A 25,517-nucleotide genomic window follows, 5' to 3' on the forward strand; every position below is an offset into this window, starting at 1 on the left:
ACCCATGAACACAGGCCCACTTCGGTGGGCCTGTGTCGTTTCTGGCGGGTTAAAAACTCGCCCCCAGGGTGATGAGGTGACGCCACTCCTTCTCGCTCACATCCATGTTCAGGCCATGGTAGTCGAGCCAGGCATCGTCCCAATCCAGCTCGCTTGACCAAGAGAGACGCAAATGATCGCTGAAGTAATACCTGAGGCCCAGGCTGCCGCTGACGGACTGCTTTCTGGTCAGATAGGGGGAGGGTTGGTCGACGAACCTTTCATAACTGCCCTTGCCAAACAGCTCGAACTTCTCTTCCCAGAGTGCCAAGGGCTGCCGGTAGTCCCAACCCAGGCTGACGAAGGGGTAATTGATGATCCTGTCGTCAAACAGGTCTGAGTTGCTCCACACCTCCGGTCTGAAATAGGCCCGCTCCAGGCCGAGCTGGCTGATGATCTCCAGCCGGCGTTGTCTGTCATTCCAGAAGCGGTATCCGGGACCGGAGGCATAGTCAATCTCCAGATAGCCTGCCTCGATCATGTTGTAATCGATGTCGACGGAAGATCGCAGGAACCAGTGATCGTCGAAGAAGAAGTCGAGCTTGGGTTTGAGCTTGTACTCGTGGCTGTCGGTGATATTGTTCGCCGTTTCGTAGATGTACTCGCCATCCAGGCTGTAACGCCAGTCCAGATTGGCAAACTCGGTGGAGACCTTGAGATTGACGTTGTTGGTCTTCTTGGTGTTCTCCTTGAGCTTGATGTTGAGATCCCCGTTCCCCGTCAGCAGCCAGGCATTGGCCTCATCAGGAGAGTCCAGCAGGGGGATCCCCGTCTTGGTGAGCGGCTTGGGTTTCTCCTGCTTGTCCAGACGCCAGCGTTTGATGGCGTGGCGCGGGACCGTCATGGCCTGGCTGTAGGCGGGCTTGATACGGATCTGCTCGTCCGTGATCTCCTCTATGGTCCCGCTCAGACGATCGCCGTTGCGCATCCAGAGGATGTCCGCCATCGCCGCGGAGCCAGGCAGCAGAAACAACAGGCAAACCACATGACTGATTCTGTTCATGGTGGTCAGGCCTTCAGCCGCTCACGGGCTTGGGCAGCCCGCTCTTGTGCTCGAGCAGGGAGGTCACCCGAGCACTGTCGATGTCGGGGGCAGCGATGAACTGCTCGGCTTCGGGGGAGAGCACCAGCGGCGCCCCCTGTGCCATCTCCGCTTCGGTGCGGGAGAGGGGGGAGTGTACCTCCAGCCAGCGACGACCGTCGGGTTCCACCGCCATCTTGACCGGCTGGTTGATGACACGGACCGGGGTGCCGACGGGAACAAGACCAAACAGGGTTTCGATGTCATCCGGGCGCAGCCGGATACAACCCGCGCTGACTCGCAGACCGACCCCGAAATCCTTGTTGGTGCCGTGGATGAGGTAGTCCTTGTTGCCATAGCCAAGACGCATGGCGAACTTGCCGAGGGGGTTGTCGGGGCCGGGGGGGACCACGGCGGGCAGATCGATCCCCTTCTGCTCCAGCCAGGACTTGCGGACCATGGGGCCGGGCACCCAGGTCGGGTTGGGATTTTTCGCGATGACGGTGGTGGTCATCTCCGGCGTCTCGCGGCCGATGTCACCGATCCCGATGGGCAGCACCATCACCTCCTGCTTGCCCTTGGGGAAGTAGTAGAGGCGAAGTTCAGGCAGGTTGATGACGATGCCTTCTCGCGGCACGTCGGGCAGCAGCATCTGGGTCGGCAGAGTGAGCCGGGTGCCCGGGGTGGGCAGATAGGGGTCTACGCCGGGATTGGCTTCGAGCAGTGCCAGAAAGCCTGTCCGGGTATGCTTGCCGACCAGTTCCAGATGATCGCCAGGCTGTACGATGTAATCTTCCAGGGCGCCGATGAGACGGCTGTCCGCTGGCGGCAGGGGATAGGTGTTGGACCAGACAGGTGCGGCCCAGAGGCTGGCGGCGGCCAGCAGCAGTGAGACGATACGAGTGTTGAGCATGGTTGTTCCTATCGGCTGGGGCGAGGGACGGGTTCCCTTCCAAAAAATGAGGAGAGATTGTCAACGAATCCCGCGGGGATTACCAGTCCGGCACCATGACTGCCGGGAGGGCGGTGGCGAGCGCGTCACCGGGTGTCACCGGCCCATCAGGCTCGCCGTATTCACCCGCCCGGAACCGGGTACAGGGTGGAGACAGTGAGCGAGGAGGCGCTGCAGGGTGAACGTCACTGGTGTCGGGAGGGGCGGGATCGCCGGATGGCGGTTTTATCGCCAGTCGTCTGATCTGCAACGAGATTTACATTGATTTCCCGGCTAGGGTTGGGTCAATATGAGTGCCCGTGGAGAGATGCCGGAGTGGCCGAACGGGATTGACTCGAAATCAATTGTGGCAGCAATGCCACCCAGGGTTCGAATCCCTGTCTCTCCGCCATTTATTCCCCTCAAGCCCGCGCCTGTCGCGGGTTTGTCATTTCTACTGTCCATCCCCCGGCTCAGCTATCTCCCAATGTCTTTTCCGATTTGGGGCCTGTGGTCACGGGGTCGCGAAGTCTCACCCCATTCTCTCGAATGTCTATTCACCTGATTAGCCACTTGCCGGCCCAGTCAGGTCTCCCGGGGTCATCACCAACATGGTGATGGGGAATGGGCCCGCACCTGCAGGGTCATCTGGGCGACCCCGCGAGCTCAGCCATCGCGATCCCCCTGATAGGCGCAGAAAGCCTGCTAGTAGATGTGTCCAGAGCTCGCTATTGGTGCTTGGTTTTCTATCCCGCAGCCATCATCAAAGCAACGTGGCTGCGGGTTGGAGACTCATGCCTTGCGGCTGGCGAGCTGGCGAAGGCGCTGGGTGCTCTGGTGCAGACTCTGGTGCTGCACCTCGTTCAGGGCGCAGTGCTTGAGCACGTACTCGGCGCTGGCCACCACCGTCTTCCAGCGCGGTGCCTTGGGCAGGGTGTCGAGGTTCAGGTACTTGTCGAGGGTGCGGGTCTGGGGACTGGAGCGGTCCATGTAGACCCGCCACAGCTTGCTCTTCTCCGCCAGCACTATCTTGCCCTTGCCGGTGCTCTGCTGCCAGGTCTCCAGGGTGAGACGCATGGTGTCCACCAGGGCGCGGCGCAGAGGTTCGTCATCCTGCTGGCGAATGAGATCGTCCGCCAGCGACCTGAACTCCCCTCCCAGCCGGCTCAGTTCCCCCAGCAACTGGCCATCCTCGATGATGGCCTGGCGAGAGAGGCTCTTGAGGGCGTTCTCCAGTGCAGCCATGCGATTGTCGTCCTGGCGCGGTTCTGTGCCAAGGGTCAGCGCATAGGCGTGCTGCCCCCCCAGGTTGATGGGCAGGGCGCGGGCGTTGAGGGTGTCTCGCTGGCCCGCCACCAGGAAGTCCAGCTCCCGCTCCGGCTGCGCGGTCATGTCGGGCCACTGGCTTGCCAGCGGGGCGGCCAGCCACTCGTCCAGCCTCTGCCCCTCCATGGCTTCCGGCTCCTGACCCAGCAGGCGCGCCAGGGCCCGGGAGGCAAACAGCACACCTCCTTGCTCATCGAGGAAGACCATGGGGTCGGCCCCCTCGCCAAGCAGGGCGAGGAGCCGTTCCTGATCCTGGTGCAGTTGCTCCTGGAGCAGCAGACGGTGCTCTATCTCCTGTTTGAGCAGGCGGTTCTCCACCAAGGAGGCGCGCCCGGCGCAGGCCTCCAGCAGGGCCCTCACCCGGGCGAACAGCTCCTCCTTGCAGAAGGGTTTGACCAGATAGTCGTTGGCCCCGGCGTTGAAACCCTCTTCAATCTCCTTGGGCTGGTTGAGGGCGGTGAGCAGCAGCACCGGCAGCTTCTCCTTGGGGTGCTGCTGGCGCAGACGGCGGCAGACGTCGAAGCCCGAGAGGGTGGGCATCATCACGTCAAGCAGGATGAGATCCACCGGCTCCTGAGCCAGCTTGGTCAGGGCGTCGTGACCGTCACTGCTGGGCAGGATGCGATAACCGCAGGGCTGCAGCAGGTGGCGCAGTATGTGCAAATTGATGGGCTCGTCATCCACCACCAGGATGACGGGGGCATCTTGCGGCGGGGGCGGCAGATCCTCGCTCTCCCAGTCCGGCAGGATGACGGGTTGCTGGCGCACCAGCTGGTGCTCTATCTGGCGGCTGTCGAGGGTCAGACTGCCCGCCTTGCCGCTGGCCAGCGGCAGGGTGAAGGCGAAGGTGGAGCCGACGCTCGGCTCGCTCTCCACGAACAGCTCCCCCCCCATCAGGTGCACCAGCTGGCGGGTGATGGAGAGACCGAGGCCTGCTCCCTGCTTGCTCACTTCCGGGCTCATCTGCACCAGGGGCTCGAAGATGTGCTCCAGATGGTCCCTGGCGATGCCGATGCCGGTGTCGGTCACCTTGATGCGCAGGAAGTTGCCCTCCACCAGGGCGCTCAGCACCACCTTGCCCTGGGGGGTGTACTTGATGGCGTTGCCCACCAGGTTGTAGAGCACCTGCTCGAGGCGCTGCTCGTCCGCCAGCACAGGGGGCAGCTCGGCGGGGCTCTTGTCCACCAGGGTGAGGGGCTTGGCCTGCACCAGGTGCTGGCAGAGATCCAGCACCAGCCGGATGACCCCCTTGGAGGAGACCGGCTGGGGGTGGATCTCCAGCTGGCCGTAGCGCATCTGGTGGTAGTCGAGCAAGTCGTCCACGAGGCGGGCCAGACCGTCGGCGCTCTTGATGATGAGGCCGAGTTGTTTCTGCTGCCCTTCGGTCAGGTCCTGCTGGCTGGCGAGCATGGACTCGGCCATCCCCTTGATGCCGTGGATGGGGGTGCGCAGCTCGTGGGAGGTGTTGGCCAGGAGCTCGTCTTTGAGCTTGTCCGCCTGTTGCAGGCTGAGGTTCTGCTTGTGGGTCAGCTTGACCTGCTGTTGCAGCTCCTGGGTCTGGCGTTCGATGAGCTCGATCTTGTCCTTCACCGAGCGCTGCATGTGGCGAAACGCCTGGGCCAGCCGGTCGATGTCATCGTCGGTGCGGGGGATGGTGATGGGGTGATCCAGGGCGCCGTCCGCCACCTGTTCGGCGGCGGCGGTGAGGGATCGCAGGGGCGCCGTGATGGAGTGGGAGAGCCAGCGGGAGAAGAGGATCAGCAGCAGCAGTGAGCCAGCTCCCAGCAGGATCACCAGGGTCTCGAGCTGGCGGATGGGGGCATAGGCCTCGCTGGTGGAGATCTCGGCGATGAAGGCCCACTCGGTATCGAACACCTTCACCTGGGTATAGGCGGCCAGCACCTCGTCATCGTGGTAGGAGAGGAAGGGGCCGACCCCCTGCTCCCCGGAGAGGGCCTTGATGATGAGGGGGGTCTGCAGCGGTCGGAAGTCGGGGCTGAAGCTGTTCTCCACGCTGAATTCGGGGGCGAGCCAGGCGTTGGCGCGCATCCGCTTGTCCGGGCCGATGAGAATGGTCTCGCCGGTTGCACCGAGCCCCTCCCGCTCCGCCATGATCTGGTTGAGCTTGTCCGGCAGCAGTTCGAAGATGACCACGCCGCGCACATAGTCGTACTGCATCACGGGAGCGGCGAGGTAGGCGACCACCTGGCCGGTCAGCTCGTTGCGGCCAAAATCGGTGAACTCGAAGATCTGCTGGGGCTTCTGGCCGCCATCGAGGCGGCGCTTGATCTTGGCGAAGGTGTTGCCAAGACCGCTGGACTGGTAGGGGCCCGAGAGCAGGTTGGTGGCGAAGTTGGCCTGCTTGGTGACCGAGTAGACCACGTCACCGTTGAGGTCGACCAGGAAGATGTCGCTGTAGTTCGATTTGCGCACCATGTCGGCGTAGCCGCGATGGAAGCGCTGGTGGACGCGGCCATACATCTCGTCCGCCAGGATGAGGGCGCTGATGGAGGGCTCTATCTCCACCTGACTGTCAGGTTGTTGCAGCTTGTCCCAGGAGCCCGGCACATAGCGGGCCTGGGCGCGGGCACGGGCCTCCTGCGGCGTGGTGCCGAGCTTCTCGAAGGCACCGGTGAAACCGTAGAAGCGACCGATACTGTTGCCGGCAAAGTCCTGCTGGGAGAAGTTGATGATCTGCTCCTTGAGGTTGCCGAAGTAGTCTTGCAGCTGGTTTTTCTTGATGTTGCGCACCGAGACCAGATGGTTGGAGGTCTGGGTGGTGAGATCCTTGCCGTGGCTATAGAGGAAAAACAGGGTGACGACCAGGAAGGGCACCAGGCCCAACATGAAAAAAGCCAGCATCAGCTGCGGTCTGAGCCCCCGAGGCCTGAAGTTCCATTTCATCGCATGATTTTCAATTGAGAATCCAGTTACTAAGCGCGATGAGTTTCTGACTAAAGGCTAACTATTTCAATGGCTTTATCTTAAATTCGCTCGTCGGGTCACAGGGAGCGGGGGGATTTTCGACCAAGGCGTCTAAAGGGTGAGCAAACAGCACGGGAAAGGGCTCAAAGTGAGAAAAAAGGGTTGTGCCCGGGCTCGGGGTACGTATAATGCGCCTCGTTGTCAGGCAACTGGCACGCAAGCAGTAATGCGGGAATAGCTCAGTTGGTAGAGCACGACCTTGCCAAGGTCGGGGTCGCGAGTTCGAGTCTCGTTTCCCGCTCCAATACTCCATGGCACCAACCATGGACATCACTCTCAAGGCAATGCCTTGTCAGCATGGCGCGTTAGCAAAGCGGTTATGCAGCGGATTGCAAATCCGTTTAGTCCGGTTCGACTCCGGAACGTGCCTCCATCTTCTCCCTGTTTTCCACGTCACTGACGTTGTCCATCCGCCATGGCGGCCCAAGATGATGCTTCATTGCATGTCAGTCAGCCGTGAACAACCCTCCCGTTGCCACGTCTTGTGCAGATGCTGATCCATCTCGGCCAATGCCTCGCCCCTGGATCCGGACCTCTCTTCGCCCCCCTGTTCTGCCAGCGCGGCCATCTCCTTTATCAGCAAACCGCATTGCCACAGGCTGGCGGTGGGGACCCCGTGATAGGGGATGTCGATGGCGACGTCACGATTGAGCCGCCACTCCTGCCACTGGCTCCAGGCGAGCACGCCCAATGCCCCCAGCAGCACTGCATCCACAAGTTTCATCCTGTGTTCTCCCGTTCTGGTCCAGTCCTCGTTAACTCTGGAACAGGGGCCGCGTTTTGCCACCTTTGTTGTTTTTTAGTTAAAGAATGTAACCCGGTTTCATTTTTAGGCTTTTAGCCCCATTTTTTATCAAAAAATGGCGCTGTCGGTGTAGTAATCCTACAATGATTGGCGTAATCTTTGTTCAGTGGTCTTACCAGTGAGGCGTTACATCATGTTTCATCCCTTCTCCCTGACTCAGATAATCCTTCGCCGCATCTTCGTCCTGATGGCGGGTCTGCTCGCCTTCCCGGTGATGCTGTTTCGCCGGGATCGCGCCCGTTTCTACAGTTACCTGCACCGCATCTGGAGCAAGACCAGCACCAAGCCGGTCTGGCTCAAGATGAGCGAGCGAGGGGAGCGGATCTTCTACTGATCCTCCCCGTGACGCCCGCTTCACCCGGCGCCAGACTGGCGTGGCAGGCAGGGCGCACCTCCCGATATAAAAAAACCGACACCCTGGTGTCGGTTTTTTTATGGGTCTCGAACCGCCACCGGCCTTGTATCCATGGCCGGTCCACGTTGTCTTTTGTCCCTGTGGGCGATCCTTTATGCGGCAAACGCCGGCGCACTCTCAGCCGCACTCTCAGTCGCACTCTCAGCCGCGCCCTTGCGACATGACGGGAGGAAGGGCTGGCGGTACTCAGGGCGCAGGCCCAAGGGTGGCCAGCGCCGCGCGCAGACGGGCGAGGCCGATGGGCTTGAACAGGCAGTCGTTCATGCCGGCGGCGAGGCAAAGCTCCCGCTCGCGAGGCTGGGCATGGGCGGTGAAGCCCCAGACGGGCAGGCCATGGCCAAGGGCACGCAGGCTGCGGGTTAGCTCGAAGCCGTCCATCACCGGCATCTGGCAGTCGGTGATGACCAGATCGAAGGGGTGGCTGGCGAGGGCGCGCAGGGCCTCCAGGCCATTGCTGCGCACACTGATGTCGTGTCCCAGGTGCTTGAGCTGCTGGCGCAGCAGGATCTGGTTGGCGTGATTGTCATCGACCACCAGGATATGCAGCCGATGGGGGAGGGGTTGAGCCTGGTGGGGCTGGGGCGCCGGTATTGCCGTGATCGGGGCGGGGGGTTGCTGAGCGAGCGTGAGGGGCAGCCTTATCTCGAGCCGGGTACCTTCGCCGACCTGGCTGTGAACGGCTATCTTCCCCCCCATCATCTGGCACAGGATGCGGGCGATGTTGAGGCCCAGCCCGCTGCCGGGGAACTGGCCCTGGCCGTGGGCGCGATAGAAGGGGGTGAAGAGCCGGGGCAGCTTGTCCGCAGGAATGCCGGCTCCAGTGTCGGTGATGGTGAGGTGCAGCACAGGAGGCTGCTCGCCCCCGGTCAGAGTGGCGGTAATGGCGACCCGGCCCTGCTCGGTGAACTTGATGGCGTTGCCGATGAGATTGAAGAGGATCTGGCGCAGGCGAAGGGGATCGATCAGCACCCTTGGCATGGGGGTGTCGGGCAGCCTGACCTCATAGAGCAGCCCCTTCTGCTCGGCCATGCCCGCAAAGACCCGGGTGACGGACGAGAGCAGGGGAGCGAGATCGCAGGGGGTGGGAGTCAGGGTCATCTGGCCCGCCTCTATGGAGGCGATATCCAGGCTGTCCCCCAGCAGATCCAGCAGGCCGTTGGCGGAGTCGGCGGCGATGCGCAGCAGCTCGCCGCTGTGACGGCTGAGAGCGGGATCCTCGGTGGCCAGCTCCAGCATGCCGAGGATGGCGTTCATGGGGGTGCGGATCTCGTGGCTCATGGTGGCGAGGAAGTCGCTCTTGGCGCGGCTGGCGCTGTCGGCCTGCTGTTTGGCCTCGCGCAGCGCCTCTTCCAGCCGCTTGCGGTCCGTGATGTCTATCCAGCCGTCGATCACCCCGCTGATGGCCCCCTCCCCGTCGAAATAGGGCACCATCCAGTGATAGATGTCGCTCTGGGTTCCCCTGTGATGGAAGAGGCGATCCGCAAAGATGGGCTGCCCCTCCTGCAATACCCTGGCAAAGTCCTGCTCCAGCACGGCGATGCTGCCTGCATCGAGCATCCCTGACAGCCCCTGGGCGAAGGGCTGACCCAGGATGGCCTTTGGCTCGGCGCCGAGCTGGGTCAGGTATTTGCTGTTGCACAGCAGCACCTTGCCGCTCTTGTCCCGCACGACGATGGGGTGGGGCAGGCTCTCCCCCAGTGCCCGGATGAACCTGACATGGGCCTCCAGTTGCTGGCGGGAAGCCTGCTCGGCGCTGGCCATCCGCTTGAACATGCGGTTGCGATAGAGCAGCACCAGCGCCAGGGTGAGGAGCCCCACGAACACCAGGTAGACGATGTGGGCGTGGCGATCCATGAAGCCGGGAACCGGCAGTTTGCGGTTGCGCCACTCGTAACTCATCATGGCGAGCTCGTTGGGGGGGATGGCGAGGATGGTCTTGTCGAGGATCCCCATCAGCATCCCCTGTCCGGGCAGACTGGCAAACCCCATCCGGATCGGCTCGTCATCGGCGGGGCCGGCGATGCGCAGCGGGCTCTGGGGGTCATTGTCCAGCGCATGGCGGGCAAAATAGAGGGGCACGATGGCGGCATCCACCCGTCCCTGGGCGAGCACTTCCATTGCCTCTGCTGCGCTCTCCACCTGGGTGATGCGGCTGCCCTCCTGTCTCTGTGCGAGGGGCACATGGTGCGTCATCGCCACCGTCTTGCCCGCCAGACTCCGGAGGGTGTCGATCCCTTGTTCCTCCTGGCGGGTGAGGATCACATAGATGTTGTCGGTGGCGTAGGGCACCGAGGTGTGCAGCCCGTAGTGTTCGGCCACCTGCTGGGAGATGGCGCCGATGAGGTCGATGGCGCCTGACTGCATGGCTTTTGCCAGCTGACGCTCGGAGTCTGCCCGCACGAACTCGAAGGTGAGGCCGGTGCGTGTGCGGATCTTGTCCAGCATGTCCACCGTCATGCCGACCAGCTGGCCGTCATGATCCAGGGCGCCATAGGGGTAGAGGTTGTCCATCAGCCACACCCTGATGGGGGGCGCTTGCCGCATCCAGGCCCGCTCGGCGGCATCATAGAGATCGGCGCTTCGCTCGCTCATGTCGCGGATGGGCCCGTTCCACTGGGTGAAGAGGGTGTTGCGCGCCCGGTCGTCGATGGCCGCCAGCCCCCGGTTGACCAGGCTGAGCAGGGCGGGCTCGGTGGCCGGGACGGCAAAGCGGAACTCGGCAGGCGCCAGCTCGGGCGGGGCCTCGCCGCGCTGGCGCAGGTAGTCGAAGCGCTCGCTGTTGAGGTAGTGCATGGAGTGGGCATCCCCCAAGAGCACGTCCTGGCGGCCGAAGAAGACGGCGTCGAAGGCCTCCGCGTTGGAGGGGTAGGTCGCCAGGATGAGGGTGGGGTAGTAGCGCTTGAACCGCTGCACGTCGATCTGGCCCTGGACGGCGGCGACGCGCTGACCCGGTGTCAGCAGAGGCCCCTGATGGGCTTTCGGGGTCGAGAAGACGAGGGGGGCACTGAAGTAGGGGACACTCAGGCGGATGCCGCTGCTGTCCGTGTCCGCCAGGGTCAGGTTGCCGAGGCTGGCGAGGTGGATCTCCCCCTGGCGCAGGGCGCGCAGCAGGTGCGCCTTGTCCGGAAAGGTGCGCAGCTCCAGGGGTTTTTGCAGGGTCCTGGCCAGGAGATCGAGATAATCGGCGCAGAGGCCCTCGAAACGCTGCTGCGCGATGATCATGCTGAACGGGCGATAGTCGTGCTGCAGGAGGCCGACCCGCAGTTGCGGGGTCTGCCGCAGCCACGCCAGCTCGGCGTCTGACCAGCGGGGCGGGAGGATCTCGGGAGTGTGGCGGCTGTAGAGGGTCAAGGCCTGCACCGGTTGCAGGCACAGCAGACAGAGCAGGATCAGTGATCGATAGAGGTTCATCATGCCACCCGACGCGACAGTCATCCCTGCCCGGTCTTGTTCAAAGGCGGCCATTCTACCGGAAAACGGCTATAACGAGTCCCTTATTTGGGCTCATCCCCCCATAAAAAGGCGCCCGGTCGACGGCCTGGCCACCCGCCGGACACCCCCGTCGCGTCCCTCGCTCACCCGAACCTGTAGGCCCCCATGTAGAGGCTGCCGTAGTCCCAGCTGTCGTGCAGCTTCCGGGGCCTGTCGGTGCCGGCGGCCCCCAGCGCCACGAACAGCGGGCGCAGGTGATCGTCGTGGGGGTGGGACTCCACCGCCCCGGGGGCACGGGCGCGGTAATCCTCCAGCGCCTCCCTGTCCCCCTCCTCCATGGCCTGCTCCAGCCAGCGGGCGAACTGGCTCGCCCACAGGGGGACGGGAGCGCCGTCCGGCCCGAGGGCGCGCAGGTTGTGGGTGATGGCACCGGAGGCGAGGATGCCGATCCCCTGCTCGCGCAGGCTCTGCAGCGCCTCTCCAAGCCGCCACAGCTGGCCGGGGCCGAAGCCGGCGGGCAGGGAGAGCTGCACCAGGGGGATCTCGCTGTGGGGATCCATCAGGGAGAGCGGCGACCAGACCCCGTGATCCAGTTCGCGCCTGACCGGGGTGGCGGGCAGGCCGGCCAGCAGCAGCTGATCGCTCACCGCCTCTTGCAGCCACTGGGGGCTCCTGGCGGGCCAGCGGATCCGGTAGAGGGGCTCGGGGAAGCCGTAGAAGTCGTACATCAAGGCCGGGCTGGGCTCGACGTTGATCTGCGGCTCGCTTCGGCTGAACCAGTGGGCCGAGAGCACCACCAGCCCCTTGATATCCCCAAGGCGCAGGGTCTTGAGAAATTGGGTCGCAGGCTGGTCGCGCAAGACCAGATCCGGGGCGCCGTGAGAGATGAACCAGACGGGGGCGATAGCCATGGCGAGACTCCTTGTTGGCGGTGTGGGCCCGCTTGGCCGGCACCGCGATAAACGGGTCAGGGGCTGGGCCGCTGACGATGAGGTCATTATCTGCCCCGGGAGTGGAGTTAACAATCTAGTGCAATGTGTAAGCACTGTTCACCTTGGGTTGATAGTCATGGGGCTGAGATGGCGGGCGGCAACGACAGGAACAGAAACAACAAGGCCGGCGCAGTGCGCCGGCCTTGTTGCCGTGACGAAGGGGGGTCACTGAATGCCCAGCAGCTCCACGTCGAAGATGAGTACTGTACCCAGTGGGATCTTGCCGGAGGGCGTCACTGAATGCCCAGCAGCTCCACGTCGAAGATGAGTACTGTACCCAGTGGTATCTGGCCGGAGGGCGTCACTGAATACCCAGCAGCTCCACATCGAAGATCAGCACGGATCCCGGCGGTATCTTGCCGGCGGCGCGATCGCCGTAGGCCAGGTTGGCGGGGATGTAGAAGCGGGTCTTCTCCCCTTCCACCATCAGCTGCACCCCTTCGGTCCAGCCCTTGATCACCTGGTTCAGGCCGAACTCGATGGGCTCGCCACGGGCGATGGAGCTGTCGAACACTGTGCCGTCCAGCAGCTTGCCCTCGTAGTGCACCTTCACCTTGCTGGTGGCGGTGGGGTGGACGGTGCCGGTGCCCGGGGTCAGCACCTCGTACTGCAGGCCGGAAGCCGTGGTGGTCACCAGGGGCTTCTCCTTGTTGCCGGCGAGAAACTCGGCGCCCTTGCGCACGTTCTCTTCCGCCAGCTTCCGGTTGTTGCTGCTCGAATAGAAGTAGTAGGCGACGCCGGCAACCAGCAGCGCGATCAGAATGAATTTCATCGGGTTTTCCTTACATGCCATGAAGGGCGCATCTTATCCCAGCCGGGGAGGGAGGGCGAGGGGGGATGCCGGGGGATGTGACCGGGCGGGCAATGTGCCGGGGGCTGCGGCGTCTCCCCCGGCCGTCGTGCCGTTACTTGACCGCCACCATCATCAGGGCGGGCAGGGCGAAGAAGAGCCCGCCCACGTACCCCAGCGCCAGCAGCTTGTTCTCGCTGCCGACCCGGGCCAGGGTCTCGGCGGCCCGGATGGGCAGCTCCCGCAGGAAGGGCACCCCGTAGATGAGCGCCACGGCAAACAGGTTGAACAGCACGTGCACCAGGGCGATGGTCAGGGCCAGCTGGGCTCCGGCGCCGCTGATGGCGGTGGCGGCCAGCAGGGCCGTGATGGTGGTGCCGATGTTGGCCCCCAGGGTGAAGGGGTAGAGCTGGCGGGTGTTGAACACGCCGCCGCCCGCCAGGGGGATCATCAGGCTGGTGGTGGTGGAGGAGGACTGCACCATGACGGTGACCAGGGTGCCGGAGGCGATGCCGGTGAGCGGACCGCGGCCCAGGGCCTTGTGCAGCAGCTCCTTGGCGCGGCCTACCATGACCCGTTGCAGCACCTTGCCGAGGGCGGTGACGCAGAACAGGATCAGCAGGATGCCGATGACGATGGTGGCGATGGATGCCCCCTTACCCGGCAGGAAGGCGACGGCACCGTCGATGAGATCCAGGGACGGGGAGATGAGGGGCTTCATGAAGTCCATCCCCTTCATGGACAGGTCGGCGGAGCCCAACAGTAGGCCGGCGATCCCTTCCGCGCTCTTTTGCAGCAGACCGAACATCAGCTCCAGCGGCAGGAAGATGAAGACCGCCAGCAGGTTGAAGAAGTCGTGCACCGTGGCGGCGGCGAAGGCGCGGCGAAACTCGCCCCTGTCCCGGATGTGGCCGAGGGAGACGATGGTGTTGGTGATGGTGGTGCCGAGGTTGGCCCCCATCACCATGGGGATGGCCATGCCCATGGGCAGGCCGCCGGCCACCAGGCCGACGATCACCGAGGTGACCGTGCTGGAGGACTGCACCAGGGCCGTGGCCAGGATGCCGAGCAGCAGCGCGACGAAGGGGTTGTTGGCAAACGCGAAGATCTGGGCCGCGCCCTCGGCGCCACCGGAGAAGCCCTTGAAGCCGTGGGAGACGGCGCCGACGGCGACCAGGATCAGGTAGACGAGGGTGATCACCGCCAGCCAGTTGAACAATGGGCTGGTCGCGCGGGACTCGTGCGGTGTGGAAGAAGCGGTGCTGTGCATGTGGCCTCTTGGGACGTGCTGCGTTGAATGGGACGGGCGCATTAGAGCAGTGCTCCATGACAGAAATATGACAAAGTGACACTTTTATGATGGTTTGATGACATCTCTCAGGGCGGTGCCTGCGGCCGGGTGCTGACAGAAAGTGTCGGAGCCAGCCGGATTAGGGCGCCATCCGGCCCACAACCCGACGGGCGCCTTGCACCGTGCGCCCAGGGTTATATGCTGACCCTTTCCTTCAACGAGAGTGGTGCTGTTATGAAAGCATGGGTGTTGTGTCTTTCCCTGGGTCTGCTGTCTGCCGGTGCGCAGGCTGGCGTGTTCAAGTCCGAATGCAACCTCGACAAGGCGGTCAGGAACGAGGCGATGAACGCCACCCTGGGGGTCAAGGGCAACTGCGATGCCGACAAGCTGGTGCGCAAGCAGAAGGAGAAGGCCAATGCCGAGGTGAAGAAACACACCACGGACGTGCTGGACAAGAAGACGGCGGGACTGAAAGAGACCAGGCAGCACACCAATGCGGCCCTGAACAAGCAGAGTGCCGGTGTGAAGCAGGCGCAGGACAAGGTCAACCGGACCCGCAAGGATGTCAACGCCGTGACCAGGGATCCGGTCAAGGCGGCCGCCACGGCCGTGCTCAATCAGGGGTGAGGGTCCGCGCACCGGACGTCTGAATGCAAGAAGGGGAGCCATGGGCTCCCCTTCTGTTTGGGCGTGTGTGCCGCCTTACTGGCCGTCGGCCGCTTCCTCGTACTGACGGAAGGGGATGCGGAACACGGCGAGGCGCAGGAAGAGGTAGGTGACCCCGATCCCAGCCCAGATGAGGCCAAGCTCCAGGGAGCTCTGCTCCAGGTTGATCCAGAGGGCGCCGATGGTGGCGGCCCCCAGCAGCGGCAGCACCAGGAACAGCAGGTGCTCCTTGAGGCTCTTGTTGCGCTGCTCGCGGACCCAGAACTGGCCGATCACCGAGAGGTTGACGAAGGTGAAGGCCACCAGGGCGCCGAAGTTCACCAGGGCCAGGGCCATGTCCAGATCGAAGGAGACCGCGGAGAGGGCCAGGGCCCCCACCAGCAGCACGTTGATGGCCGGGGTGCGCCAGGTGGGGTGGATATAGCCGAACACCCGCTCCGGGATCATGCGATCGCGCCCCATCACGTAGAGGATGCGCGACACGCCGGCGTGGGCCGCCATGCCGGAGGCGAGCACGGCCGCGGTGGTGCACACCAGCACCACGCTCTGGAACAGGGTGCCACCCACGTAGAGGGCGATCTCCGGCAGCACGGCGTCCGGCTCCTTGAAGCGGGCCAGATCCGGGAAGAAGAGCTGCAGGCTGTAGGAGACGGTGACGAAGATGATGCCGCCGATGAGGGCCGTCAGCACGATGGCACGGGGGATCACCTTGCCGGCATTCGGGGTCTCTTCGGAGAGGGAGCTCAGGCCGTCGAAGCCCAGGAACGAGAAGCAGAGGATGGTGGCGCCGGTGAACAGCGGCAGCATGCTGGCAGACTCCACATGGAACGGACGGCTGCTCATCAGGGTGCCGGCCCCTTCACCGTGACTCAGGCCCCAGGCGATGAGGCCGAGGAAGGTGACGATGATGGCGATCTGGATGAAGACGATGAAGCCGTTGAGGTTCGCCACCAGCTTGATGCCGCGCAGGTTCAGGAAGGTCATCACGGTCACCAGACCGAAGATGAAGATCCAGGGCTCCACGGTGGGGAACATGGCGGTCAGGTAGATCTTGGCCAGCAGGATGTTGATCATCGGCATGAACATGTAGTCCAGCAGGGAAGACCAGCCCACCATGAAGCCCACGTAGGGGTGGAACACCTTCTGGGCATAGGTGTAGGCGGAGCCTGCGGACGGGAAGCGGCGCACCAGGTGGCCGTAGCTGAACGCGGTCAGCAGGATGCCGCCGAGCGCCAGCAGGTAGGCGGTGGCCACGCGACCATCCGTGATGTCACCGACGATGGCGAAGGTATCGAATACCGCCATGGGCGTGAGGTAAGCCAGACCCATCACCACGACCTGGAACAGAGTGAGGGTCTTGAGCAGCTTGGCACCGGCCATCACGCTTTCTCCTCTGCACAGGCCCCGTGGGCGAGATGGGACGGGATCAGGGACGCGGGAACGCGTCGCTGGACACAGGGGGCGCCCATCTGTGGCACAGATGCGTGGCGCACGCCGGCGGGGACCGGCAGGAAAGCAGTGAAATGCCCCATGTTTTTCCTCACAACGTCGGGAGATTGCTTGGCAATCTGGGTATCAATTCCGGCACATGGCCGGCCTCTTGGTGAATGGTGGTGTGCCCCAGAAAAGCAAAGAACCGATGTTGTTGAAACATCGGCTCTCAAGGGGCGCCGTATTGTGCCCTCAGGGGGGGGAGGAGACAAGCGAAAAAGGCCGCCAGCGGGGAATTTGTTCCCCCCGTGAGCGATCACTTCGCCACCGCTGCCGGAAAGTCGATGACAACCTTGTCATCAGACGGGGTCCTGCTTTGCCGCCATGTGAAACCGGCGCCCTGGGGGCGCCGGTTTTGCTCAGGAGGCGTCCTGCTCGGGGCGGCCGAGGCGGACCCGGAACACGGTGAGGCGCAGCAGCAGGTAGATGGCGCCGAGGGCGGCCCAGATCAGCCCCAGCTCGAAGGAGGCGGGCTCCAGGTTGAGCCAGAGCACCCCGATGCAGGCGGCGCCGCACAGGGGCAGGGCGAGGAACAGCAGGTGATCCTTCAGGGTCTTGTTGTGGCCCAGCCTGAGATAGAAGTGGGCAATCACCGCCAGGTTGACGAAGGTGAAGGCCACCAGGGCGCCGAAGTTGATGAGCGCCAGCGCCATCTCCAGATCGAAGGCCACCGCCGAGAGGGCCAGCATGCCCACCAGCAGCACGTTGAGAGCCGGGGTCTGCCAGGTGGGGTGGATGTAGCCGAAGACACGGCTCGGCAGGGCGCGATCCCGGCCCATCACGTAGAGCAGGCGCGACACCCCGGCGTGGGAGGCGAGCCCCGAGGCGAGCACCGCCACCGTGGTGCAGACCAGCACCACCGCCTGGAACAGCTTGCCGCCCACATAGAGGGCGATCTCCGGCAGCACCGCATCCGGCTGCTGGAAGCGGGAGATGTCCGGGAAGAAGAGCTGCAGGAAGTAGGAGACCGAGATGAAGAGCACGCCGCCGATGAGGGCGGTGAGCACGATGGCCCGGGGGATCACCCGATCCGCGTTCGGGGTCTCCTCCGACAGGGTGGTGATGGCGTCAAACCCGAGGAACGACAGGCAGAGGATGGAGGCGCCGGTCAGCAGGGGATTGATGTGCATCTGCTCGGAGAAGAAGGGGCGGCTGCTCGCCACCGTGCCGAGGCCCTCGCCGTGGCTCACGCCCCAGGCGATGAGGCCGATGAAGACGGCGATGATGCTGAACTGCATGATGACGATCAGGCTGTTGAAGTTCGCCACCAGCTTGATGCCCCGCAGGTTCAGGAAGGTCATGACGGCGGCCAGGGCCAGGATGTAGGTCCAGGGGGCCACGCCGGGGAAGAGGGCCTCCATGTAGATCTTGGCCAGCAGCATGTTGATCATGGGCATGAACATGTAGTCGAGCAGGGAGACCCAACCCACCATGAAGCCTACATAGGGGTGGAACACCTTCTGGGCATAGGTGTAGGCGGAGCCTGCCGAGGGGAACTTGCGCACCAGGTGGCCGTAGCTCATGGCGGTGAACAGCATGCCGATGAGGGCGAGCAGGTAGGCGGTCGGCACATGGCCTTCGGTGATCTCGGTGACGATGCCGAAGGTGTCGAACACCGCCATGGGGGTGAGATAGGCCAGCCCCATAATGACCACGTGCCAGAGTTTCAGGCTTTTTTTCAGACCGGCGGGGTGCGGGTGCATCAGGCGATCCCCCGCAGGCTGGCTGACGGGATCAGGCTGACGGTGAGGTCATCCTGCACGGTGGGGGCGCCAGTCCGGGATGCGGACGGATGGCGCAGACCGGCGCGGGCCGGCAGGAAAGCGATGATATGCCCCATGGAGTTCCTCACTAAGAAGCGGGTGTCGTGAGATGGCGTGCCACCTCGTTATCATTTCCGGTCTGTTCCGGCCTCGTTATGGATTTGTTTGGCGCAAAAAAAGAACCGGGCTCCGATGAGCGGACGGTCCTTGAATACGGCGGCGCATTGTGCATTCGTGATGCCCCCTTGACAAGCATATCAAGGGAGCAAAAACGCATTTTTTTGCACGTGGGCGAACGCGGTCTTCCGGATCAGGCCAGGGAGGCGGACAGAGCCTGCTCCAGCAGGTCGAGTCCCTCGTCGACGATGGCCGCCGGGGCGGTCAGGGGGGCGAGGAAACGGATCACGTTGCCACGCACGCCGCAGGCCAGCAGCACCAGCCCCCGCTTGCCCGCCTCGGCCACCAGCCGCTTGGTGAGATCCGGGTCCGGTCTGGCGGCATCTCCCTCCTTCACCAGCTCCATGGCCACCATGGCGCCGGGGCCACGGATGTTGCCGATGCAGTCAAACCGTGTCGCCAGCTGGTGCAGGCGTGCCTTGATCTGCTCCCCCTGGGCCAGGGCCTTCTGGTTCAGGCGCTCCTCCTCGATCACCTCCAGCACTGCCAGGGCGGCGGCGCAGGCGATGGGGGAGCCCGCATAGGTGCCCCCCAGGCCACCGGGCTTGGCGGCGTTCATCACCTCGCTCTTGCCCACCACGGCAGAGAGCGGGAAGCCGCCGGCCAGGCTCTTGGCCAGCGTCATGATGTCGGGTTCGACACCGCTGTATTCGGTGGCGAAGGTTTTGCCGGTGCGACAGAAACCGGTCTGGATCTCGTCGCAGATGAGCAGGATGCCGTGCTGGTCGCACACCTGGCGCAGGCGCTGCATGAAGCTGGCGGAGGCGGGGTAGAAGCCCCCTTCCCCCTGCACCGGCTCGATGATGATGGCGGCCACCCGGGTGGGTTCGATGTCGGCGCTGAAGCAGAGATCCAGCGCGGCCAGGGCATCGTCTTCACTCACTCCCAGGTAGTCGGCGGGGAAGGGGAGGTGATAGACCTCCCCCGGGAAGGGGCCGAAGCCGGTCTTGTAGGGCACCACCTTGCCGGTGAGGGCCATGCCCATCATGGTGCGGCCGTGGAAGCCCCCCTTGAAGGCGATGGTGCCGCTGCGACCGGTGTGGGCGCGGGCGATCTTGATGGCGTTCTCCACCGCCTCGGCGCCGGTGGAGAGGAAGAGGGTGCGCTTGGGGGTGGGGCCGGGCACCAGGGCATTCAATTTTTCCGCCAGCTCGATATAGCCGGAGTAGGGGGTGACCTGGAAGCAGGTGTGGCTGAACTTCTCGAGCTGCTCGCGCACCGCCGCCACCACCTTGGGGTGGTTGTGGCCGGTGTTGAGCACGGCGATGCCGGAGGCAAAGTCGATGTAGCGGTTGCCCTCCACGTCCCACAGCTCGGCGTTGTGCGCCCGGTCGATGAAGACCGGCAGCAGGGTGCCGACCCCCTGGACCACGGCCGCTTCGCGGCGGGCCTGCCACTGCTGGTTGTTGCTTGAATGACTCATCTTTCCTCCCTGAGGGGCATGGGCCCCCGCTGTTCCTGTGCCATCTGGCCATATGTGTGCCGCCAACTGCCTTCGGGCAGGGCGGCCTGTTCGCAAAAGGGGGCCCCGGGCGTGCCCTCAGGGCCCACAAGGCGCTCGGTCGTGACCGGCGACCCCCTCTTTCTATCTGTAAAAGCGATGGGCTGTGTCATAACGCATCTGTTTTAACGATGCGATTGCCCTTTCATTTTCCTCAGCGAATGCCGCCAAAGCAGAGGTATTTGGTCTCCAGGTACTCCTCCAGCCCTTCGGCCGCCCCTTCCCGGCCCAGTCCCGACTCCTTGATCCCGCCAAAGGGGGCCAGTTCGGTGGAGATGATCCCCTCGTTGATCCCCACCATGCCGTATTCGAGCCCCTCGGCCACCCGCCACACCCGGGCGATGTCGCGGCCATAGAAGTAGGCGGCCAGGCCATAGGGGGTGTCGTTGGCAAGCGCAATGGCCTCGGCTTCCGTCTCGAAGCGCACCAGGGGGGCGACGGGCCCGAAGATCTCCTCGTCCAGAATGGGGTTGCCCCGGGTGACCCCGGTCAGGATGGTGGGGTGATAGAAGAGGGGACCGGCGGGGTGGGCGTCGCCCCCCACCAGCACCCGGGCACCGGCGGCGACCGATTGCTGCACCAGCTCGGCCACCTTGCTGGCGGCGGCCGGGTTGATGAGGGGCCCGATCTGGACGCCCTCGCCCATGCCGTCCCCCACCTTGAAGGCCTTGACCGCGGCGGCGAGCTTCTCGGCGAAGGCGTCGTAGACGCTGGCCTGCACCAGGATGCGGTTGGCGCAGACGCAGGTCTGGCCGGCGTTGCGGTATTTGGACGCCAGGGCCCCGGCCACGGCGGCGTCGAGGTCGGCGTCGTCAAAGACGATGAAGGGGGCGTTGCCGCCAAGCTCCAGGGAGAGGCGCTTCATGGTGTCGGCGCACTGGCGCATCAGCAGTTTGCCGATGCGGGTGGAGCCGGTGAAGGAGAGCTTGCGCACCACGGGGTTGCTGCACAGCTCGTTGCCCACCGCGCTCGCCTGATGGGAGGTGACGATGTTGATGACCCCGGCGGGAATGCCCGCCAGCTCCGCCAGTACCGCCAGCGCCAGGGCGCAGAGGGGCGTTTCGGCGGCGGGCTTGATGACGATGGTACAACCAGCGGCCAGCGCCGGACCCGCCTTGCGGGTGATCATGGCGATGGGGAAGTTCCAGGGGGTGATGGCGGCCACGACCCCCACCGGCTGCTTGATGGTGGCCAGGCGCCGATCGGCGGAGAAGCCGGGGATGGTGCGGCCATAGGCACGCTTGCCCTCTTCCGCGAACCACTGGATGAAGCTGGCGCCGTAGGCCACCTCTCCTTTGGCTTCCGCCAGCGGCTTGCCCTGCTCGCAGGTCATGATGCGGGCGAGCTTCTCCTGGTTGGCCATGATGCGCTCGAACCAGGCGTAGAGTTTGCTGCTGCGCTCCTTGGCGGTGAGGGCCGCCCAGGCGGGTTGCGCCGCGTGGGCGGCCGCGATGGCGAGGCGGGTATCCTCCCCGTCCATGTCGGGCACCTGGGTGATGACCTGGCCGGTGGCCGGGTTCAGGACCTCGAACCGGCGCCCGCCCAGGGACTCGCACCAGCGGCCGTCGACATAGGCCAGGGATTTGATCAGGGAGAGAGCAGGTTGTGATGCTGACATATGTAAGGGGCCTCGATAGTGGGTCTGGGTGGCGCGTTTATGTGGGCACCGCCGTATAGAATAATAAGCACGTAACGACCATAAAATGAGCCGAAATGTTTTTCAAGTGTTAAATATATTTGAGTGAACTGGGCGTCACATGCTAGAAATGGGGCTGTTAGCGCGATTGTAGCGGTTTTCATTGCGCAGGGTGTGCAAAATAATGAACGCTCTGGGTTGTGCAGGATAGTGAACGGGGCTGACGTGCCTGACTCACTATATTGACCAGTCGGCCCCAGGTATTCGAATGACCATGGAAGGAGGTGGGCGATGGAGCAATCCCGTGGCGAGGTCCGGTGGCGGACCATGACGGACAACCCCCTGGCGGAGCACGAGAGAAACATGGGGGAGCGGCTTGCCCGGATCCGCAGGGAGCTCGGGCTCTCCCAGCGCCGGGTGGCGGAGCTGAGCGGCCTGACCCACGGCGCCATCTGCATGATAGAGCAGAACAAGGTGAGCCCCTCGGTGGCCTCCCTGCAAAAGCTGCTGAGCGTCTACGAGCTGCCGTTGTCGCGCTTCTTCGCCGAAGAGGAGGTGGCGAGCACGCCCAGCGTGGTGATCAAGGCGGAGCAGCTCATCGAGCTCGGCAGCCAGGGGGTCTCCATGAAGCTGGTGCACAACGGCAACAATCGGCGCCAGCTCGGCTTCATGCTGGAGACCTATGCCCCCGGCACCGACACCGGCGGCGTGGTGAAGCATCAGGGGGAAGAGGTGGGGACCGTGCTGGAAGGGTCGGTGCTGCTGACCCTGGCCGGCCAGACCTATGAACTGTGCGCCGGGGACAGCTATGTCATCGACACCGGCGAGCCCCACAGTTTCAGCAATCCCTCGGGGCAGGTCTGCCGCATCGTCAGCGCCCACACCCCGGCCAGCTTTTAATGTGAACAACCCGTTGTGTTGGAAACGAACCGGTAAGGAAACAGGGATCATGACCGAACATGTAAAGAGTTACTACGCAGCCAGTGCCAACAAACACGCGCCCTATCCCACGCTCACCGAGCAGCTGGAGTGCGACGTCTGCGTCATAGGCGCAGGCTACACCGGCCTCTCCAGTGCGCTGCATCTGGTGGAGAAGGGGTACAAGGTGGTGGTGCTGGAGGCCGCGCGAGTCGGCTTTGGCGCCAGCGGCCGCAACGGCGGCCAGATCGTCAACTCCTACAGCCGCGACATCGACACCATCGAAGCGAACTGCCCGCCGGATCAGGCCAGGCTGCTCGGCTCCATGCTGTTTGAGGGGGGCCAGATCATCCGCGAGCGGATCAAGCGCTACAACATCCAGTGCGATCTGCAGGAGGGGGGCGTCTTTGCCGCCGAGACCGAGAAGCAGCTGCACGAGCTCAAGGCGCAGAAGGCGCGCTGGGAGAAGTGGGGCAACGACCAGCTGGAGCTGCTCGATGCCAAGGGGGTGCGCGAGGTGGTCGCGAGCGATCGCTACGTCGGCGCCCTGCTCGACAAGAGCGGCGGCCATATTCACCCTCTCAATCTGGCGCTGGGGGAGGCGGAAGCCATCCGCATGCAGGGGGGGCTTATCTTCGAGCAGTCCGCCGTCACCAGCATTACTCCGGGTCAGCCGGCGTTGGTCAAGACCGCCAAAGGGGCGGTGAAGGCACGCTTTATCGTGGTGGCCGGCAACGCCTACCTCGGCAATCTGGTGCCGGAACTGGCCAGCAAGAGCATGCCTTGCGGCACCCAGGTGATCGCCACCGAAGTGCTGGGAGAGGAGCGGGCCCGTTCACTCTTGCCACAGAACTACTGTCTGGAGGATTGCAACTACCTGCTCGACTACTACCGTACCTCCGGCGATCACCGGCTCATCTATGGCGGCGGCGTGGTCTATGGCGCGCGGGATCCGGCGGACATCGAGCGGCTGATCATCCCCAAGATGCTCAAGACTTTCCCCCAGCTCAAAGACGTCAAGGTGGAGTACACCTGGACCGGCAACTTCCTGCTCACCCTGTCGCGCCTGCCGCAGTTTGGCCGCATCGGTCACAACATCTACTACATGCAGGGCTACAGCGGCCACGGCGTCACCTGTACCCATCTGGCGGGCAAGCTGCTCTCCGAGGTGCTGAGCGGTCAGGCGGAGCGCTTCGATGCGTTCGCCAGGCTGCCGCACTACCCCTTCCCGGGTGGCCGCCTGCTGCGCATCCCCTTCACCGCCGCCGGCGCCGCCTGGTACACCCTGCGCGATCGCCTGGGGGTGTGATGACAAGGTGGCCCGCCAGGCAGGCTGGCGGCAACAAGAAGAGGGAGGCGTTATGCCTCCCTCGTTTTTTTGTCGTCAACCTGCCGGGGCCCTGACGGGGCTAGAAGCGGTAGGGGAAGCGGATCCCGATGGTGTAGTCCGGTGCGTCCGTGGTGAGCCCGGCAGACCAGTTGACCGCCATGGAGAGGTTGTCGGTGATGGCCCAGGTCGACCCCATGCCAAAGCTGGCGGCGTTGGCATCGGAGCCGGTGACCTTCTCCATGGCAAAGCCTTCGGACCCCTGCTCGGACTCCATGGTGACGCGCTGGTTGATGTTGAAGGAGAGGCTGAAGCGTTCGTTGAGGGCGAATGCGACCCCCAGGCCATATTCATACCAGTCCCCCAGCTGGATGCTGCCGGGCTGGTTGCCGGGCTGGTAGGAGATATCGTCAAAGTCCTGCTTGAGGCTGTGACCATAGTTGAGGCTGGCAAACAGGATGGCGGGATCCATGGTCTTGACCAGGGAGAAGCCGGTGGAGAGCTGCCAGAGCCCGTTGCCGGTGGCGAGCTCCTTGGGGGTCACCAGGTTGCCCGATTCCGAGGTGTTGATCTCGATGCCGTAAGGATCCTTGCCGGTCGGCGCCTTGGCCCGGAAGTTCCACACCAGATCCGGCCAATCCTCGCTCTCGGCCATGACCCTGTAGTAGATGGCGAGGCTGAGATCCCCCAGACCGCCATCGCTGACGCTCTGCTCCTCGAAGTCGCGGCTGGAGTTCTCCTTGCCGGTGCTCTGGTAGTTGGTGTTGCGGAACATGTAGGGGAGGGCCAGCTCCAGTTGCCAGCGATCGTTGAGGGTGTAGCGGGTGATGACATCCGCCGTCCACTGATCGGAGCGCACCCGATCCAGGTTGATTTCGCCAAGGAAGATGGCGTCCAGGGCGAGGAAGCCGCGCAGGGCGAGATCCTTGCGGTTGTAGTGCTGATAGGAGAGGCCCACATCGACGGTCAGGGCGCGGTCGAACACATTGTGCTGTTCGATCATCAGGTCTTCGGTACTGCGGCCGACCTCCGGCGTGCGCCGTGAGGCGTCCTGCTGGGTGGAGGCGACGGCGGCCCCGGCTCCGACCCCGGCGGTTGCCGTCGTGGCACCGGCGGCCTTGACGGCCTCCAGGCGAGCCTGGAGCTGATGGAGGGCCTGGTTTTGCTGGATCAGTTGCTGGCGCAGGAGATCCAGCTGTTGTTGCAGGGCCTCCTCCTCGGCCGTGGCCCCCCAGCAGGCGAAGGGGGCGAGGGCAATCAACAGCATGCGAGACTGTTTCATCGGGATACGTCCTTGTTGTTTATCATCCTTTCTTATAGTTCAGCCCCGGGAACTCACCTGCTCTCAGCGCGAAAACCAGATGCGGGTTTGATTGAGCGTCTGCAAACCGTCCCCCCTGACCTTGTTGAACTGCAGCAGCCCCCGGCTGAAGTCGGTACCGCGCAGGCTCTGCTCCAGCAGGACCCGGCCGTCGGAAGAGTGTAGTTGCAAGCCGGCATAATTCCCCGAGACCCGATAAGTGGCGGTGCCAAGATCGCCCTGGTGCTCGTAGCTGCCCGCCTGAACCAGGTGTCCCGTCATGGTCGGGGTGGTCAGTTCAATACCGGTCTGGTTGACCGAGCTGTTGCCGCTCCCCTCCAGTTGAACGACCTGCACCAGCCCGGCCCCCTGCACCTGGGCCTCCTTGGCGGGCGTGGCCGCGGGCTTGACCTCATCCTTGACGCGCACATCCAGCTTGGGTTTGTTTTGCACAATGCTCAGCGCCAGGTTCATGGCCGCCGTCTGTTGGGCCTGGGCCGTGGTCAGTGACGAGATGAACTCGATGCCGAAGTAGCTGATGCCATGGCTGCTGACATAGCGGCCGCGCAGGTGGGCCAGCTCCCCGTCCGCCAGTTCGGGCGCAAAGTGGTCTGACAGATGGGCCAGCGGGTCCGGTGCTGCCAGCAGCGGAGAGGCGATGCCACCCAGGCTGCAGAGGAGGCATAGGGCGGGTCGGGTATTCATGATGAC

General features: G+C 64.0%; 19 protein-coding genes and 3 tRNA genes. 7 read left to right on the forward strand and 15 right to left on the reverse strand.

Annotation, left to right across the window (positions count from 1 at the left end; translation table 11 throughout):
- Positions 1-49: 49 nt before the first annotated feature.
- Together ACB037_RS05330 and ACB037_RS05335 are read right to left on the reverse strand one after the other, a co-directional pair.
- On the reverse strand, positions 50-1,042 hold the full coding sequence (locus ACB037_RS05330; RefSeq protein ID WP_045523882.1) for a DUF481 domain-containing protein: 993 nt from the start codon (positions 1,040-1,042) through the stop codon (positions 50-52).
- Between the two features lie 13 nt (positions 1,043-1,055).
- Complete coding sequence (locus tag ACB037_RS05335) at positions 1,056-1,973, reverse strand: L,D-transpeptidase family protein (protein WP_323951642.1); 918 nt, start codon at positions 1,971-1,973, stop codon at positions 1,056-1,058.
- A 340-nt stretch (positions 1,974-2,313) separates the two neighbouring features.
- Here ACB037_RS05335 and ACB037_RS05340 point away from each other — a divergent pair.
- Positions 2,314-2,403: transfer RNA gene (locus tag ACB037_RS05340), tRNA-Ser, on the forward strand.
- A gap of 380 nt (positions 2,404-2,783) precedes the next feature.
- On the opposite strand, the gene ACB037_RS05345 is transcribed toward ACB037_RS05340, so the two are convergent.
- Positions 2,784-6,221, reverse strand: a complete 3,438-nt coding sequence (locus tag ACB037_RS05345) for an ATP-binding protein (RefSeq protein ID WP_371174993.1) — start codon at positions 6,219-6,221, stop codon at positions 2,784-2,786.
- 249 nt (positions 6,222-6,470) lie between these two features.
- On the opposite strand from ACB037_RS05345, the gene ACB037_RS05350 reads away from it, so the two are divergent.
- Both ACB037_RS05350 and ACB037_RS05355 read left to right on the forward strand, forming a co-directional pair.
- Positions 6,471-6,546, forward strand: a tRNA-Gly gene (locus ACB037_RS05350).
- A gap of 55 nt (positions 6,547-6,601) precedes the next feature.
- Positions 6,602-6,675 (forward strand) — tRNA-Cys (locus ACB037_RS05355).
- A gap of 63 nt (positions 6,676-6,738) precedes the next feature.
- Here the strand turns inward: ACB037_RS05355 and ACB037_RS05360 are convergent.
- Positions 6,739-7,026 carry a hypothetical protein gene (locus ACB037_RS05360; RefSeq protein ID WP_102948758.1) on the reverse strand — a complete coding sequence of 96 codons (288 nt, stop codon included), beginning with the start codon at positions 7,024-7,026 and terminating at the stop codon, positions 6,739-6,741.
- A gap of 214 nt (positions 7,027-7,240) precedes the next feature.
- Between ACB037_RS05360 and ACB037_RS05365 the strand changes: the two genes are divergently transcribed.
- The gene (locus ACB037_RS05365; RefSeq protein WP_010673543.1) at positions 7,241-7,441 is read left to right on the forward strand and encodes a YbfA family protein; all 201 of its coding nucleotides are present in this window, start codon (positions 7,241-7,243) and stop codon (positions 7,439-7,441) included.
- Positions 7,442-7,708: 267 nt separating this feature from the next.
- On the opposite strand, the gene ACB037_RS05370 is transcribed toward ACB037_RS05365, so the two are convergent.
- From ACB037_RS05370 to ACB037_RS05385, 4 genes are all read right to left on the reverse strand, one after another.
- Positions 7,709-10,933 carry an ATP-binding protein gene (locus ACB037_RS05370; RefSeq protein ID WP_371174994.1) on the reverse strand — a complete coding sequence of 1,075 codons (3,225 nt, stop codon included), beginning with the start codon at positions 10,931-10,933 and terminating at the stop codon, positions 7,709-7,711.
- Positions 10,934-11,097: 164 nt separating this feature from the next.
- The gene (locus ACB037_RS05375) at positions 11,098-11,865 is read right to left on the reverse strand and encodes a class III extradiol ring-cleavage dioxygenase (RefSeq protein WP_209794486.1); all 768 of its coding nucleotides are present in this window, start codon (positions 11,863-11,865) and stop codon (positions 11,098-11,100) included.
- A 382-nt stretch (positions 11,866-12,247) separates the two neighbouring features.
- Positions 12,248-12,718, reverse strand: a complete 471-nt coding sequence (locus ACB037_RS05380) for an FKBP-type peptidyl-prolyl cis-trans isomerase (protein WP_325781956.1) — start codon at positions 12,716-12,718, stop codon at positions 12,248-12,250.
- 133 nt (positions 12,719-12,851) lie between these two features.
- On the reverse strand, positions 12,852-14,006 hold the full coding sequence (locus ACB037_RS05385; protein WP_371174995.1) for a Na/Pi symporter: 1,155 nt from the start codon (positions 14,004-14,006) through the stop codon (positions 12,852-12,854).
- A 255-nt stretch (positions 14,007-14,261) separates the two neighbouring features.
- Between ACB037_RS05385 and ACB037_RS05390 the strand changes: the two genes are divergently transcribed.
- Positions 14,262-14,654 (forward strand): hypothetical protein, encoded by a 393-nt coding sequence (locus ACB037_RS05390; protein WP_371174996.1) that lies wholly within the window; start codon positions 14,262-14,264, stop codon positions 14,652-14,654.
- 75 nt (positions 14,655-14,729) lie between these two features.
- On the opposite strand, the gene ACB037_RS05395 is transcribed toward ACB037_RS05390, so the two are convergent.
- From ACB037_RS05395 to ACB037_RS05415, 5 genes are all read right to left on the reverse strand, one after another.
- Entirely contained in the window at positions 14,730-16,073 is a 1,344-nt protein-coding gene (locus ACB037_RS05395) for an APC family permease (protein WP_041213316.1), read from the reverse strand.
- Between the two features lie 470 nt (positions 16,074-16,543).
- A complete protein-coding gene (locus ACB037_RS05400) occupies positions 16,544-17,887 on the reverse strand; it encodes an APC family permease (protein WP_041214747.1) in 1,344 nt (447 codons plus the stop codon).
- Positions 17,887-18,024, reverse strand: coding sequence for a hypothetical protein (locus ACB037_RS05405; protein WP_164882979.1), 138 nt, complete (start codon positions 18,022-18,024; stop codon positions 17,887-17,889). Before ACB037_RS05405 ends, ACB037_RS05400 begins: the two co-directional genes overlap by 1 nt.
- Positions 18,025-18,257: 233 nt before the next feature.
- Positions 18,258-19,547: a 4-aminobutyrate--2-oxoglutarate transaminase gene (gene gabT / locus ACB037_RS05410; protein WP_042014742.1), complete on the reverse strand. Its 1,290-nt coding sequence runs from the start codon at positions 19,545-19,547 to the stop codon at positions 18,258-18,260.
- 232 nt (positions 19,548-19,779) lie between these two features.
- Positions 19,780-21,243 (reverse strand): NAD-dependent succinate-semialdehyde dehydrogenase, encoded by a 1,464-nt coding sequence (locus tag ACB037_RS05415; RefSeq protein WP_371174997.1) that lies wholly within the window; start codon positions 21,241-21,243, stop codon positions 19,780-19,782.
- A 309-nt stretch (positions 21,244-21,552) separates the two neighbouring features.
- On the opposite strand from ACB037_RS05415, the gene puuR reads away from it, so the two are divergent.
- Both puuR and ACB037_RS05425 read left to right on the forward strand, forming a co-directional pair.
- The gene (puuR, locus tag ACB037_RS05420) at positions 21,553-22,161 is read left to right on the forward strand and encodes an HTH-type transcriptional regulator PuuR (protein ID WP_029314011.1); all 609 of its coding nucleotides are present in this window, start codon (positions 21,553-21,555) and stop codon (positions 22,159-22,161) included.
- Between the two features lie 49 nt (positions 22,162-22,210).
- Entirely contained in the window at positions 22,211-23,488 is a 1,278-nt protein-coding gene (locus tag ACB037_RS05425; protein ID WP_045523899.1) for an FAD-binding oxidoreductase, read from the forward strand.
- 100 nt (positions 23,489-23,588) lie between these two features.
- On the opposite strand, the gene ACB037_RS05430 is transcribed toward ACB037_RS05425, so the two are convergent.
- The gene (locus ACB037_RS05430) at positions 23,589-24,788 is read right to left on the reverse strand and encodes a transporter (protein WP_041213311.1); all 1,200 of its coding nucleotides are present in this window, start codon (positions 24,786-24,788) and stop codon (positions 23,589-23,591) included.
- 63 nt (positions 24,789-24,851) lie between these two features.
- Positions 24,852-25,511, reverse strand: coding sequence for a hypothetical protein (locus ACB037_RS05435; protein WP_010673556.1), 660 nt, complete (start codon positions 25,509-25,511; stop codon positions 24,852-24,854).
- Positions 25,512-25,517 lie beyond the last annotated feature (6 nt).

It is taken from the genome of Aeromonas sp. S19(2024) (genome assembly GCF_041402625.1).
In the GTDB taxonomy this organism is placed as follows: domain Bacteria; phylum Pseudomonadota; class Gammaproteobacteria; order Enterobacterales; family Aeromonadaceae; genus Aeromonas; species Aeromonas caviae.

What these genes read in the sequence shown, in the direction of transcription:
- ACB037_RS05425 (WP_045523899.1), top strand. Translation starts at nt 22,211, where the DNA reads ATGACCGAACATGTAAAGAGTTACTACGCAGCCAGTGCCAACAAACAC.
- ACB037_RS05435 (WP_010673556.1), bottom strand. Translation starts at nt 25,511, where the DNA reads ATGAATACCCGACCCGCCCTATGCCTCCTCTGCAGCCTGGGTGGCATC.
- ACB037_RS05385 (WP_371174995.1), bottom strand. Translation starts at nt 14,006, where the DNA reads ATGCACAGCACCGCTTCTTCCACACCGCACGAGTCCCGCGCGACCAGC.
- ACB037_RS05330 (WP_045523882.1), bottom strand. Translation starts at nt 1,042, where the DNA reads ATGAACAGAATCAGTCATGTGGTTTGCCTGTTGTTTCTGCTGCCTGGC.
- ACB037_RS05370 (WP_371174994.1), bottom strand. Translation starts at nt 10,933, where the DNA reads ATGAACCTCTATCGATCACTGATCCTGCTCTGTCTGCTGTGCCTGCAA.
- puuR (WP_029314011.1), top strand. Translation starts at nt 21,553, where the DNA reads ATGGAGCAATCCCGTGGCGAGGTCCGGTGGCGGACCATGACGGACAAC.
- ACB037_RS05380 (WP_325781956.1), bottom strand. Translation starts at nt 12,718, where the DNA reads ATGAAATTCATTCTGATCGCGCTGCTGGTTGCCGGCGTCGCCTACTAC.
- ACB037_RS05405 (WP_164882979.1), bottom strand. Translation starts at nt 18,024, where the DNA reads ATGGGGCATATCATCGCTTTCCTGCCGGCCCGCGCCGGTCTGCGCCAT.
- ACB037_RS05430 (WP_041213311.1), bottom strand. Translation starts at nt 24,788, where the DNA reads ATGAAACAGTCTCGCATGCTGTTGATTGCCCTCGCCCCCTTCGCCTGC.
- ACB037_RS05375 (WP_209794486.1), bottom strand. Translation starts at nt 11,865, where the DNA reads ATGGCTATCGCCCCCGTCTGGTTCATCTCTCACGGCGCCCCGGATCTG.
- ACB037_RS05390 (WP_371174996.1), top strand. Translation starts at nt 14,262, where the DNA reads ATGAAAGCATGGGTGTTGTGTCTTTCCCTGGGTCTGCTGTCTGCCGGT.
- ACB037_RS05415 (WP_371174997.1), bottom strand. Translation starts at nt 21,243, where the DNA reads ATGTCAGCATCACAACCTGCTCTCTCCCTGATCAAATCCCTGGCCTAT.
- ACB037_RS05400 (WP_041214747.1), bottom strand. Translation starts at nt 17,887, where the DNA reads ATGCACCCGCACCCCGCCGGTCTGAAAAAAAGCCTGAAACTCTGGCAC.
- ACB037_RS05360 (WP_102948758.1), bottom strand. Translation starts at nt 7,026, where the DNA reads ATGAAACTTGTGGATGCAGTGCTGCTGGGGGCATTGGGCGTGCTCGCC.
- ACB037_RS05365 (WP_010673543.1), top strand. Translation starts at nt 7,241, where the DNA reads ATGTTTCATCCCTTCTCCCTGACTCAGATAATCCTTCGCCGCATCTTC.
- ACB037_RS05335 (WP_323951642.1), bottom strand. Translation starts at nt 1,973, where the DNA reads ATGCTCAACACTCGTATCGTCTCACTGCTGCTGGCCGCCGCCAGCCTC.
- gabT (WP_042014742.1), bottom strand. Translation starts at nt 19,547, where the DNA reads ATGAGTCATTCAAGCAACAACCAGCAGTGGCAGGCCCGCCGCGAAGCG.
- ACB037_RS05345 (WP_371174993.1), bottom strand. Translation starts at nt 6,221, where the DNA reads ATGAAATGGAACTTCAGGCCTCGGGGGCTCAGACCGCAGCTGATGCTG.
- ACB037_RS05395 (WP_041213316.1), bottom strand. Translation starts at nt 16,073, where the DNA reads ATGGCCGGTGCCAAGCTGCTCAAGACCCTCACTCTGTTCCAGGTCGTG.